This window comes from Methylocaldum sp. RMAD-M (assembly GCF_017832375.1).
Taxonomy (GTDB): domain Bacteria; phylum Pseudomonadota; class Gammaproteobacteria; order Methylococcales; family Methylococcaceae; genus Methylocaldum.
The window spans coordinates 1-12457 of sequence record NZ_JAFIBZ010000015.1 but is presented as its reverse complement, the minus strand read 5'-3'; the positions used below and the strand labels follow the sequence as shown (position 1 = coordinate 12457).

At 51.7% G+C, this 12457-nt stretch carries 10 protein-coding genes; 2 read left to right on the top strand and 8 right to left on the bottom strand.

Translation table 11 applies throughout. The annotated features are described in order from the left end of the window. Positions 1 to 9 precede the first annotated feature (9 nt). The 4 genes from JOD69_RS14775 to JOD69_RS14760 form a co-directional block, all read right to left on the bottom strand. Positions 10 to 702, bottom strand: coding sequence for an ABC transporter ATP-binding protein (locus tag JOD69_RS14775; RefSeq protein WP_077730768.1), 693 nt, complete (start codon positions 700 to 702; stop codon positions 10 to 12). Positions 703 to 724: 22 nt separating this feature from the next. Then, positions 725 to 1855 (bottom strand): efflux RND transporter periplasmic adaptor subunit, encoded by a 1131-nt coding sequence (locus JOD69_RS14770; protein ID WP_086134694.1) that lies wholly within the window; start codon positions 1853 to 1855, stop codon positions 725 to 727. A gap of 466 nt (positions 1856 to 2321) precedes the next feature. Beyond that, positions 2322 to 2981 carry a GNAT family N-acyltransferase gene (locus JOD69_RS14765; protein WP_086134693.1) on the bottom strand — a complete coding sequence of 220 codons (660 nt, stop codon included), beginning with the start codon at positions 2979 to 2981 and terminating at the stop codon, positions 2322 to 2324. A gap of 375 nt (positions 2982 to 3356) precedes the next feature. After that, a complete protein-coding gene (locus JOD69_RS14760) occupies positions 3357 to 4109 on the bottom strand; it encodes a PEP-CTERM/exosortase system-associated acyltransferase (RefSeq protein ID WP_077730765.1) in 753 nt (250 codons plus the stop codon). A gap of 108 nt (positions 4110 to 4217) precedes the next feature. On the opposite strand from JOD69_RS14760, the gene JOD69_RS14755 reads away from it, so the two are divergent. Then, positions 4218 to 6200 carry a ThiF family adenylyltransferase gene (locus JOD69_RS14755; RefSeq protein WP_086134692.1) on the top strand — a complete coding sequence of 661 codons (1983 nt, stop codon included), beginning with the start codon at positions 4218 to 4220 and terminating at the stop codon, positions 6198 to 6200. 33 nt (positions 6201 to 6233) lie between these two features. Here JOD69_RS14755 and JOD69_RS14750 read toward each other — a convergent pair whose 3' ends face one another. After that, the gene (locus tag JOD69_RS14750; protein WP_210024021.1) at positions 6234 to 7634 is read right to left on the bottom strand and encodes a DUF1302 family protein; all 1401 of its coding nucleotides are present in this window, start codon (positions 7632 to 7634) and stop codon (positions 6234 to 6236) included. Positions 7635 to 7708: 74 nt separating this feature from the next. Next, a complete protein-coding gene (locus tag JOD69_RS14745; protein WP_077730762.1) occupies positions 7709 to 8386 on the bottom strand; it encodes an ABC transporter ATP-binding protein in 678 nt (225 codons plus the stop codon). A gap of 326 nt (positions 8387 to 8712) precedes the next feature. On the opposite strand from JOD69_RS14745, the gene JOD69_RS14740 reads away from it, so the two are divergent. After that, entirely contained in the window at positions 8713 to 9483 is a 771-nt protein-coding gene (locus JOD69_RS14740) for an outer membrane lipoprotein-sorting protein (protein WP_077730761.1), read from the top strand. Positions 9484 to 9594: 111 nt separating this feature from the next. Here the strand turns inward: JOD69_RS14740 and JOD69_RS14735 are convergent, their stop codons facing one another. Continuing rightward, entirely contained in the window at positions 9595 to 10806 is a 1212-nt protein-coding gene (locus JOD69_RS14735) for an ABC transporter permease (protein WP_086134690.1), read from the bottom strand. 32 nt (positions 10807 to 10838) lie between these two features. After that, complete coding sequence (locus JOD69_RS14730) at positions 10839 to 12002, bottom strand: FtsX-like permease family protein (protein WP_205780788.1); 1164 nt, start codon at positions 12000 to 12002, stop codon at positions 10839 to 10841. Positions 12003 to 12457 lie beyond the last annotated feature (455 nt).

The following is a 12457-nucleotide window of genomic DNA, read 5'->3' as shown; positions in this document are numbered from 1 at the left end:
ATCGGAGACTTAGTCCGTGCCCGATGGATCGTCGGTCAGGACCCCTTTATCCAAGTGCCGGATGGCATGCGCCTTTGCAGCGGCGCGTTGGTCGTGAGTCACCATGATGATGGTCTTGCCCAGGTTCAGATTGAGATGCTCCATGAGCTCCAGTACCTCTTCCGCCGATACGCGGTCCAAATCGCCGGTGGGTTCGTCCGCCACGATCAAGGCGGGATCGACAACTAGAGCGCGGGCGATTGCGACGCGTTGCTGCTGTCCGCCGGACAGTTGGGACGGATAATGATCCATGCGATCCGTCAGACCGACCAGTTCCAGGACCAGTTCCACGTGCTCGCGCCGTTCCCGCTTCGACAAGCCGGTCAGCAATAGCGGAAGCTCGACATTTTCGAACGCCGTCAAAACCGGCATCAAATTGTAAAACTGGAAGATGAATCCGACATGCTCCGAGCGCCAATCGGTGAGACTGGATTCCGGCAGCTCGGCGATATTGATTCCGCCAACCCTGAGAACGCCGCCGGTCGGCCGGTCCAGGCCCGCGATCAGATTGAGCAGCGTGCTTTTGCCGGAGCCGGACGGCCCCATGAGCGCCAGAAAGTCCCCCTCCCGAATGACCAAATTGATATCGGCGAGTACCGGGACGATCTGATCGCCCTTCCAATAGTGTTTGGTGAGATTCTCGATTTCGACGATCGGGTTCATGTAACGAACCGGGCCGGCAGCCCTAAGATCTTTCGGCTTCGCGGACACGGATCTCCGTACCGTCCTTGATTTTTTCGGACGGACTGAGTACGACTCGGTCGCCGGCCTTGAGCCCGTTCTTCACCACCACCCACTCGCCGATACGTTCTCCGGTATCGACCGGGACTTCCTTGACCCGATTGCCGTCCAGCACGAAGGCGACGCTATCCGGACCGCGCGTCACGATCGCCGCGGGAGGTACGCCGGAAATGGGCTTCCGCTGATCGGCGGCAAGCTCTCGCGACAGAAACGCCACTTTGGCGGTCATATCCGGCAGGATGCGCTCGTCCTTATCGATAAAGCGCACCTTGACCAGCACGGTTGCCTTCGTGCGGTCCACTGTGGGCACGATGCGATCGACCGAGCAACGGAATCGATCATCCGGAAACGCATCGAGCTGGATTTCGCACGGCTGACCGACACGTACCTGATTAAGATTCGACTCAGCCACATCGACCTCGACTTCCAAGGTATTCATATCGGCCATGGAGACCACGGTCCCCTTCGACAGCATCGTCGAGGAGAAGGGCGCCAGAATGTCGCCGATATCCGCATTCTTGCTTAGGATAATGCCGTCGAAAGGCGCCCGAATGAAGGTGTAATCCAAGGACACTCGCGCCCCCTGATATGCCGCCTCGGCCGCGGCGATCGCCGATTTTGCGCTTTCCACGGCGGCCACGGCCTTTTCGTGCCGGGCAACCTCGGCATCATAGATTTCCTGCGAAACGAATTTTTTCTGCACAAGCGTGCGGGCACGGTTCAGAGCCAGGGTGGATTCCTTCAACTCCGCTTCCGCTTTCAGCAGATCCGTTCTTGCGACCGCGACATTGGCCGCAGCCTGGTTAAGACTCGCCATCAGATCGCGATTTTCGAGCTGTGCGATGATCTGATCCTTTTTGACGTAGCTTCCTTCCTCAACGTCGAGCTTTTCCAACTGCCCGGTTGCCTTGGACGCCACATCCGCCTTGGTTTGCGGCACCACATAGCCGGTTGCGTTCAGCAAGGTAAACGCTTGAGAAGGAAAAACTTTTGAAACAGTGGCGACCTCGGTCTCGATGCCGGCGCTACGAAGTTTCGAATAAACCAGAGCTCCCACAGCGATCGCAATCAGCATCGCAAGCAGTCCAATGCGCTTGCGAAGGGCCCCGATGCGAGGGGGAGCCGAAATCTCTCGCGCCGGCCGATCGATCCGTAGTTTAGAAAGGTTATTCGTTGTCACGATATGACTGATTGACAGCTAAGAGCACTATTTCGATCGGAAGCCATTACGCCCGACGAAATGAGGATTTAACGGAATGAAGCTAGCAATTGCCGAATGCCGTTAGCATACTCCAAACGCATGCTTACCGCGTCATATTGAATGTCGATTGCGACGCAAAAACACCAAAGCGCGCTTGCGCCTGAAAGCGTCATCGTTTCAAACGGTACGACGCTCCCGGAGCGTCAACGGCTTGCGCGGCAGCCGTAAACGTTTAAGCCGACATAATGGAAAGGATGAATTTCGAAGAAAAGACGGATCTAGCGATTCCAAATAGCTCCACAATGATCGCGAATTCCATCGCCGGGTCATCGTGAATGGCTTATGCTACTTGGCGACTATAGAGATCCGAGTAGTAATAGTAGCTGTGTGCCCTGGAAAACATCTGATAAGCCCGGCTATACGGACGAAAAACCCGATCAAATCCTCTTTCCAAGTCCACAAGATAAGGCGCTCTCACGCCGCGGTGAATACAGGGGGCGCCGATTTGAAGCATGTCGACGCCTGCGTTCCCCAAGATTCTGTGAATAGAGCGGCGGCACAAAAACAGTACGCTTTTTATATCCTGTCGGAGGCAATAGTCTCGGGCAGCACGGATAAGCCCTAATAATATTTCGGGTTCCGCAGCCAATTTCGTTTGGGCTTGGCGAAAGTTGTCGAGTACCAGAAGCCGCGAAAACTCTGCGACTACGGCATCTTTTTCGTTCGACGGAACCTCGATATCAGCAATGTGATTAATCGGCAAAGCGGAGACCTTATCTATCACTAAGCGCGCAGCGCCAATCCATCTGTTTGTCAGCGGCTCCCTGACCAAGAAATGAATCGCCCGGTCGTCGTACTGATCATTTTCCATTTCGGAAGTGAATCTACTCGCATCTTCAAATCCCTTTTCCAAGCAAAATACCTTGTACCTCAGATTGAAGTGAATCTCTTTACTTTCCGGGGTATCCGCCAATACGACCTCGTAGCGAGCATCAAACATCACGCGTTCTCCTTAAATCCAACTTAAGTCAAGCAGAGTCGGCCTATCGAACGAACAGATTTGATCTCAGGTGCCTTACCGCGACTCATCGCGCCCTGAGAGTACGCAGCTCTTCGCTGAGACGACGCTCAGCAAAATGAGCATGCGAAACACCAGGATGCGTATAAGCAAGAAAAACGCCAATGGCGGAATAACCCGGAATTAATAGCTTCGACTGAAAGTTCTTGGAGTAAACTCAGAAATTCCTCACAGCGAGGTGTCGCCGAATCGCGACACAATTCGGTGACTCGCTGTATTCCCTTGAAAAATCTCGCATCTCGGTGTCTCTTATCGGCGTCAGGGTTGATCGGTACGCTACCGCTACAAAAGCATTCCTCAATACGGCCATAGCCTGCCTTTCTGGGTAATGAATTCCCAGACCGCAGGGCAGTCGCGCTTGATGCCGGACATCACTTCATCCACTGGACCAATGCAGGGGACTCGCAAGCCATGATAATTAACCGGCTCGCCAATTTGAGTAAACCGAATTCCGAACCGTTTTAACAATCTCAGCAGCTGCGTTTCCATAACCGCATACCAAAGCTTGATATTGTTTTCGGCACTCATCTGCACTATCGCTTGAAACAGCCCCAAAGTGATGTGAGGAACCAATCTCCGGTCGTCCTTCTCGATGACGGGAACTTTGTGCTCAGCAATACCATGGATGGTCTCGGACTCCCCAACGCGGCGCCGAAATTGCTTCGATACGGCAAAGCGGGAGATTTCGGCTATCTGCTTTCGCTCGAATTTAAGTGAGATGCTTGATCTGTCTTCCGGAGAAATCGAACAATGGTCCTCGATCGGAAAGCCGTTTTGTGGGTTCTGGTTATCGGAAAGAACCAGCCTTACTGTGGCCACTGCCGCCTCATCAGGTTTTGACTTTAGATGCCGAACCAGGGAATGAACGGCCCTTTGATCGTATTGGTCTTGTTCCAGACCGTCCTTAAAAGTAGTTTTATCTTCAAAGGGATGCTCTACGCAATATATCTGGAACCGTAAAGCCTTAACCTGTTTGATCAGTTCATCTGTATTTGCCGGAATAACCTCGAAATGCCGATTAAAGCTATCAAACCAGTTTTCTTTTGTCATGGCCGGTTCCTAATTAGCCTAATAATTTCAGTCTAGAATAAGCTTAGCTGAATAGAACGGACTGGCTTTACATTAAGTGAAATTGCGCTTCGGATCACACAGGCTCTTATGAACTTCGATTATTTGTCCGCGTTCTCTAGAAATATCGGCTGGATAACTTGGGAAGAACAGCAGATTTTACGGTCCAAACGCGTCGCCATAGCAGGACTCGGCGGTGTCGGCGGAAGCCACCTGTTGACGTTAACGCGCCTCGGCGTTGGCGGCTTCAGTATCGCCGATATGGACACTTTCGAATTGGCAAACTTCAATCGACAGGCCGGCGCCGATCTCAATGCGATCGGGCTGTCGAAAGCCGAAGTGATGGCGGCAAAGGCGCGTGAAATCAATCCGACCCTCGATCTGCGATCATTCCCCGAAGGTGTTACCGAATCCAACTTAACGTCTTTCTTGGACGACGCTGACCTTTACATCGACGGGCTGGACTTTTTCGCGCTAGATATGCGAGCCAAAGTCTTTGCCGCTTGCGCAACACGGGGTATCCCCGCGATCACGGCAGCGCCGCTCGGAATGGGCGTAGCGCTGCTCAATTTCCTTCCCGGCCAAATGACGTTCGAAGAGTATTTCGGACTGGAAAACCAGCCGGAAAACGAAAAAACCGTTCGCTTCCTGATGGGGCTGTCGCCGGCGATGTTGCAGACACCGTATTTGGTCGCCCCCGACGCCGTCAATCTAGCCCTGCATCGTGGGCCCTCAACCGCCATGGGATGCGAACTGTGTGCCGGAGTTGCAGCGACAGAAGCTTTGAAAATCCTACTCCGAAGAGGCAAAGTATTCTCCGCACCATGGGGCGTTCATTTCGACGCGTACCGCAACAAACTGGTACGTACCTGGAGACCCGGAGGAAACCGAAACCCCTTGCAACGAATCGGATTAAGGATTGCGAGAAAAAAATTTATGGCGAAGCTGTCCGAGTGCCCTTCAGCGCAAACCGAACCACAACGTTCCTCTCTCGAGCGCATTCTCGAACTTGCCCGGTGGGCGCCCAGCGGCGACAACACTCAGCCCTGGCGGTTCGAGATAGTCTCGGATAACCGCGTCGTCATCCATGGGTTTGATACCCGCGATCATTGTGTTTACGACCTTAAGGGCCGGGCCAGCCAAATTGCGATCGGCGCTCTTCTTGAAAATCTCGTCATCGCCGCCAGCAGCCACGGGTTAGCCGCCAACTGGTCTCTACGTCCAGAGTCCAGCGAAACAGCGCCGACGATCGACGTTCATTTTTCGCCCGATCCAGAGCTCAAGCCAAGTCCTCTTGCTGCTTATATTCCCATTCGCGCCACTCAACGCAGGGCGATGAAACGGCGGCCACTTTATCCCCAAGAAAAGATGCGGCTAGTCGAAAGCCTAGGTAACGATTACACGGTCTTGTGGCTGGATAAACCTGAAGATCGGCTACGGACTGCGCGACTGATGTTTCGAAACGGAAAAGTTCGGCTTACGATGCCGGAGGCGTATGAGGTTCATAAGAACGTCATTGAATGGAACACTCAGTATAGCGAAGATCGAATTCCCGACCGGGCCGTAGGATTAAACCCGCTAGCTCTCGGACTCATGAGATGGGCCATGAGGAGCTGGTCGACGGTCAATTTCCTTAACACCTATTTCGCCGGAACCGTTCTGCCGAGGCTGGAATTGGACTTGATCCCCGGAATCTTTAGCGCCGGGCATTTCGCTCTCATTGCGGATAAGCCGCCAACTTCAGTCGGGGACTATCTTTCCGCAGGTCGCGCTTTGCAGCGCTTTTGGTTGACGGCCACGCAACTTGGTTTGCAGCTACAGCCGGAAATGACTCCCTTGATCTTTGCCGGCTACATCCGAGAATCGATCAAGTTCACTCGTGTGGACGCTGTCGAGAAAAAGGCAAAACTATTGGCAAACGAGCTAACTGCTCTTTTGGGAGATGAGTGTGTCGAAAGAGCGGTATTTATGGGCCGGATTGGAGAAGGAAAACCGCCAAAAGCACGCTCGATCCGCAAACCCTTGTCCGAGCTTCTGGTGACAGGGAATATCAACACGCGATTGGTAGCGTGATTGATCGATCGGGCAAGTCGCAGCGCCAAGAGATTAAAACGAATACCGAAACTCGCCGTATACCCTGTCTTTGGCATCGAACTGCCCGAACAGTCCGGTAGGTTGGCCGCCGAAAATATCGGCGCCGACTACCATTCGCCAGTTCCTCAGAAACTCCCAAGTCACCTTAGCCTGCACATTCCAATCGGACCGATTGAGACTGTGTATGAAAAGCACCTCCGGCTCCACTTTCGGATGAAAATACCGCGTGCTGACCAATGCGGATACACCGCTCTCTAACTCGTCAGGAATCATGTGCTGATCGTGGTGGCTGAACCAGCGTTGAAAAAACTGCAGGTTGAGGCGCGTATCTTCCAAAAAGCTGAAATCGAGCCCGAGGATGTAATCGAGAAAATCCTGAGACACCAGTCCATCCGAATCCATGAGCCGAGTCGTCAAAAAAGGCTGATCCACCGTATAAACAGCCTCGCCTTTCAATACAAAAGGACCAAAGTCTTTGGCAAGCGTGCTACCGACCTGATGAATTCTCTTGTGAACGGAGCGATAGGTAATCGTCGGCGCAGGAGCCAGCACGATGTTACGCGCGAAGGCAGGAGAAAGATCCAGACCGCTGTAATAGAAAAGCGAAGTATCCCAGCCAGATTGAAGATAAGATAGCCTTAATCCGTAAGCGGTATTTTCAAAGGTATTGTTGGGCCGCTGGTCGTTCTCGATTACCGTCGTGAATCCCGGCGTCGGAGGTGGATTAAAAGGGAAGAATTCCGAACCGACTTTGCCGATATCGTTGTAGGTCATATAAGGAATCCATATCGCTTCGCCATGGAATCCTCCTTTGAAATACTCGGCCCGCATGGCCCACTGAGGAATTCGTAGTAAATCAAAATCGGGAAGCACGAACTGGCGCAGATCCTTCGCAGAGACGACATCGGCGAAAAACAATCCCACCATTTCGCCCCAGATGATGTGCTGACGTCCGAAGCGGAAATCCCAATCCCCGGCGGAATAATCGAGATAGGTTTCACGAAACATCGGCTCGAAACGTTGGTCGTGACGCACCGATTCAGGATAAAAATCGGTCAAATCGTAAATCGCGTCATACATAAGCCGGCCGCTCGCCTTCCACTTCAGACTGGCACCCCAGCTACCGTGAGTTCCCAGTTCCAGGAGGTTACGAAACTTCGACCAATGGTCGGGCGACGCATAGGTGTAAGCGAGTTCACTCTGAAAAAAGCCGTTCAAATCCGGCCAACGGAGCGGGCGCGCATCATCACCCGTCTTCCGCTCAACCTCAAACAACTCATCAACCGATGCCGGTTCTTTGTTTTCTGTTTTTTCGTCTTTTAGATCAAATAGCTCGTCTACGGAAACCGGCGCTTCCTTCTCCAGATCAGCAGAAACGCCGTCTGTCGAGTTGAAAAGCCAAGTAAGAGCCAAGATGCCGTACAGACAGAGACGAGATGATCGCGGGTACTGCACGAGGGAATTCTCCAAATCGGGAAAGCACGCGTTTATGGAACTATTATCCGGCCGTCACTGATTCTCACGACCCTGTCCGCCATTTCCATAACTCGATGGTCGTGGGTCGAAAAAATGAAGGTCGTTTTTTCGTCCCGATTGAGTTGCTTCATCAACTGCAAGATGCCTTCACCGGTCTTGGAATCAAGATTAGCGGTCGGCTCGTCCGCCAGCACGATGACAGGATGCCCGGCCAGGGCTCGTGCAATCGCGACCCGCTGGCGCTGGCCACCGCTAAGTTCCGAAGGTTTGTGCTTAGCGAAATCAGCAAGCCCCACCACGACCAGGTAATGGGCTACACGCCGGCGCCGCTCCTTGGGCGGAATATCCTTTCTATACAAGAGAGGATATTCGACGTTCTCCCACGCGGAGAGAACCGGTAGTAAATTGAAGGTCTGAAAGATGAAACCGAGGGTTCGAGCTCGAAGATCGGCCAATTGGTTAGGTGTTTTCTTGCTCACCTCTTCATTGCCGATGTAAATTTCTCCCCGCGTCGGGGTATCGATGCAACCGATTAAGTTTAGCAAGGTAGATTTTCCGCTCCCGGACGGCCCGGCTATCGCCATGAACTCGCCTTCCCCAACCCCCATGGAGACGTCCCTAAGAGCTTCGACCGTCTGTTTTCCTAACTTATACTCCTTCCATACGTGTTCCACGCGAACCTTAGTCATGTTAGCTGTTATAGTCTGTGTGAAGTTACCCTACTATATTTATCGTATCCGAACATTGTCCGATAAGGTCAAACAACAAGCTTTTTGAAAAGGCACCCCTAGCGCTAGTAGAAGGTACTCGAATTAAGTAAAAAAATGCGGATATCCTTCAAAAATTCTTATCAATAGAAGTAGTGAGATTATTTCCCAGATTTCTCCGGGACGGATGGCGACAAGCGTAAATCCGACGGGGGAACACCCCGATATCCTAACGCTTCCGAAGCGACCAGCTTAGACCGTCACCGTTCATAAAGCATAGCCGAGCTTAGCAACATCTAGGAAACAACATGCAAACCTCTATCGCCCGACGATTCGCTTTTGCCGCAGCCGTTACCCTATTGTCAAACATAATATTGTCCGGCTCGCTTCGAGCCGACGACGTACCGGACCCGGCCGAGATTGTGGCAGCGGCAGATCGCATTCGCTTCCCTCAAGAAGGATTTCAGGTCGATATCTCCATCACCACGACTACCTCGGACAGCGAACCCGATGTGCGCGAATATCGTGTTTTATCGAAGGGTAACGAAAACACCGTGATTTTAACGACCGCACCGGCCGCCGACCGCGGGCAAATCATGCTCATGCGGGGGCGCGACTTTTGGGCTTTCATGCCCTCCGTATCGCAACCGATTCGTCTCCCCTTATCACAAAAGTTGACAGGCCAGGTGGCAAATGGCGATTTGGCCAGAGCGAATTTTACCGGCGACTATAATCCAAAACTTTCAAGAATCGAAGAAATCAACGGCCGAGAATATTATGTGCTTGAACTTAGCGCCGTAGATAGAGGCGTCACCTATCCGAGGGTGCTGTATTGGGTTGATAAGAAAAACTACAACCCATACAAAGCAGAATTCTACACCTTGTCAAACCGGCTATTTAAAACCTGCCGATTTCAAAAATTCGAATCAATGGAGGGAGAAGTACGCCCTACTCAGCTAGTAATGGAAAATGCTCTGAAAAAGGATGAACGATCGATCTTGGATTACAGAAAAATGAAGCTCAGAGATTTGCCCGACAAGGTTTTCACAAAGGACTATTTAAAGAAAGTTCAGGAGTGATCGCCATCCAACCCCACACTGTAGCCTCTATAAATCCATTAAGAGCCCTGTCTCCGTAGGCCATTCGCCCTGAGCCGAGTCGAAGGGTTTTATGACCTACCGGGATAGGTTCTAAATATTGCTCCGTAAAGCCTCTACTATAGGCGTATGAATAACCCTTCGCGCAGGCACCACGACAGCAAGAGCCGTCGCCAAAAACCCAACCACAAAGGCTACGCCAAGCACATTCGGAACAACGCGTACGATAGCCGTGTATCCCATATCCGAGTTGGGCGGCGGCGGCATTGGGATACCGAAAGCAGATATTCCCCCAGCCAGTAAAACGCCGACAAAGACTCCGACCGCCGCACCTATAAGCCCAAGAATGGAATATTCCAGAACAATTAACTTAAAAACATCGAAAGGTCTATTACCGAGAGCCATAAGCGTACCAAACTCACCTATGCGTTCGTGAAGCGCCATGTTTACGCTATTGGCCACGCTTAAAAATACCATGATCAAAATAATGATTTCCAAAACGGTGAACTGTCGCTGATACATATCGACCGTTTTTTGATAGAAATCCGCGAGCACGAACCAAGGTTTTACCTCATATTGCTCTGGCGATAACTCCGCCATTAACCTTTTGACAACACGATCAGTATCCGCCGTATCATTCAATGCGAACACCAGTGCGTGGATTCCCGGGGTTGCTAAAAGATCCTGGGCAGAACCTAGGGAAATCCGAACGGCGCGATCATCGAAATCCTTCGAAAAACTTTGAAATACTCCAACGACGGTAAATTCAAGGCTGTTTAGAGCACCCTCCGGCGTATTGACGAGGAGTGTCAGTGGATCCCCCGGTTTGACCTTGAGTGCATGGGCAAGACCTTTTCCTACCAAAATGGCCATCGGGTCCGAGTCGCTCAGCGGCTCCCCCTCCACAATCGACAACATACTTCCAACCTGTTTCTCTTTGGTTGGCTCGACGCCCTCCCCCAAAATCGGGTAATCGGAGTGTCCGTTATTCACAAGGCCCGAAAAACTTAGACGTTTCATAACCTCGGCAACTTCCGGCCACGTGCGGAATCGGTCAACGAGCCCGTCAACATCCTCCATCAGGAATTTATAAGGATCGCGGCGGCCGATGGTCGAGAACCCACTTCTGTATATCTGCAAATGTCCCAGCTGAGAATGTATCGTCGACTCGCGCAGCTGAACAAAAATGTCTTCGATAAATCCGCCGACTAATGAGATACCCGCGACGCCTAAGGCAATTACCGTCAGCGTCAGAATAGATCTTACGGTCTGTCGAAATAGATTTCTAAGCGCGAATGTCAGCATGGATTAAATCAGCGAGATGAGGCGCCATCCGGTTAACGTGACTTTCTCAATGCCTCGACTATGACAAGCCGGGAGGCCTTCCACGCCGGAAATACACTGGCCAGAAAAGTGGATATCAGGGCGACTAGCACGGCCTTGGCGATCAACGGCCCGGTGATAAATATTTCAGCTGTATAACCGGTGCTCGTGCCTGGAGCCGGCGGCATGGGAATACCAATTGCCGATATGATCGCAGCCAAACCCCAACCGATCGAAACGCCCAACACGCTACCGATAACTCCCAACATAAGCGCTTCAGCGAGAAAAAGCCTGACGATTTCCAATCGTTTGAGCCCCAAGGCCATCAATGTGCCGATTTCGCTTGTACGGTCCATTACATTCATGATCAGCACATTCGATATACCCAGCAAAATCATGAATCCAATAATGCCTCCCAACACATTCATTTGCTGGGAAAAAAGCCTCACGGTCTTATTGTAGAAATCGGCGAGATCGTACCAAGGAATGAGCTGGAACTCTCCGGTCTTTTCGATGAAAAGCTGCTGAATTCGCTTGAGTATTTTTTTAGTATCTGATGTGTCGTCAAGCAAGACGGTCCATCGGTGAGCCCCCGACACTCTAAGAAGTTTCTCTGCCGTAATCAAAGGTATGCGCAAAGCGGAATCGTCGAACGCCTTATTCGCCGTCGAGAAGACCCCAACGACATTAAGCTCCACCGCATTTATCCCTCCGGAAACGGTATTTGCCAGCAAAACCACTTTGTCGCCCGATTTTATGCCCAAATTAGCGGCGAGACCGTTCCCGATAACTGCGCTTAAGGGTTGATTCGGATCGAGCCCCACGCCCTCTTGAATGGAAAGATCCGGTTTAAATGCTTTCTCTTTCTCGGGATCTATACCTTCTCCAATAAAACCAATCGTTGTATCCCCATGACTAAGCAGCCCATTGAAACTAAGCCGTGGCGCCACCACCTTTATGCCGGGCAGTTTCGCCAGCACTTCAAGCTCATCGACGGAATGCGGCAACAGAAACCTGTACGGATCCGCCGCGCCCCGATCCAAATAGCCAGGCCTGACGACTTGGATATGGCCGAGCCGAAAAAGAATCGTTGATTCCCGCATTGCCCAGAAAATCCATTCGATAAATCCTCCCGCAAGCAGCAGAGCAATGATGCCTACACCAATCCCCGAGAGCATGATCGAGGTCCGTCTCGGTTGCCTCCAAAGGCTACGTAACGGCAACTCTAGACTTGATTTCATGGGCGAGAAGCTCTTTTTGCAAAAAAGATTTCTAAGGAAGCTCTGATCCAATCGCAAAAACACACAATGAGGAGCGTTTTTAGGATGACAATAATCACTACACCTTGGAATAAATCAGAGGTTCCCTAACGAACCAAGATGGGCGGATGGTCGATAGTAACTGCCTGTCGCGACTATTTTAGTGTATAAGGCAAGGGAATGCCGCGTGATGGCTTGGCTTACCCTTTCCATTTCATCCTCGCCCGCAAAATCCCTTACGGCGAACATTGCCGAAATGCAGGCTCTAGAACGAGCCAAGAGTTATGCTCGAAAGTTGTGGATGAGGGGCTGAGGTAGGCGGCGTATTCTTGATGGTCTTCGAGGTCATCAATTCCTGTTGAGAGGAGCGAATA

Excerpts from the sequence above, each read along its gene's own strand:
- JOD69_RS14765 (WP_086134693.1), bottom strand. The coding sequence starts at position 2,981 with ATGTTTGATGCTCGCTACGAGGTCGTATTGGCGGATACCCCGGAAAGT.
- JOD69_RS14740 (WP_077730761.1), top strand. The coding sequence starts at position 8,713 with ATGCAAACCTCTATCGCCCGACGATTCGCTTTTGCCGCAGCCGTTACC.
- JOD69_RS14770 (WP_086134694.1), bottom strand. The coding sequence starts at position 1,855 with ATGCTGATTGCGATCGCTGTGGGAGCTCTGGTTTATTCGAAACTTCGT.
- JOD69_RS14755 (WP_086134692.1), top strand. The coding sequence starts at position 4,218 with ATGAACTTCGATTATTTGTCCGCGTTCTCTAGAAATATCGGCTGGATA.
- JOD69_RS14760 (WP_077730765.1), bottom strand. The coding sequence starts at position 4,109 with ATGACAAAAGAAAACTGGTTTGATAGCTTTAATCGGCATTTCGAGGTT.
- JOD69_RS14745 (WP_077730762.1), bottom strand. The coding sequence starts at position 8,386 with ATGACTAAGGTTCGCGTGGAACACGTATGGAAGGAGTATAAGTTAGGA.
- JOD69_RS14735 (WP_086134690.1), bottom strand. The coding sequence starts at position 10,806 with ATGCTGACATTCGCGCTTAGAAATCTATTTCGACAGACCGTAAGATCT.
- JOD69_RS14730 (WP_205780788.1), bottom strand. The coding sequence starts at position 12,002 with ATGCTCTCGGGGATTGGTGTAGGCATCATTGCTCTGCTGCTTGCGGGA.
- JOD69_RS14775 (WP_077730768.1), bottom strand. The coding sequence starts at position 702 with ATGAACCCGATCGTCGAAATCGAGAATCTCACCAAACACTATTGGAAG.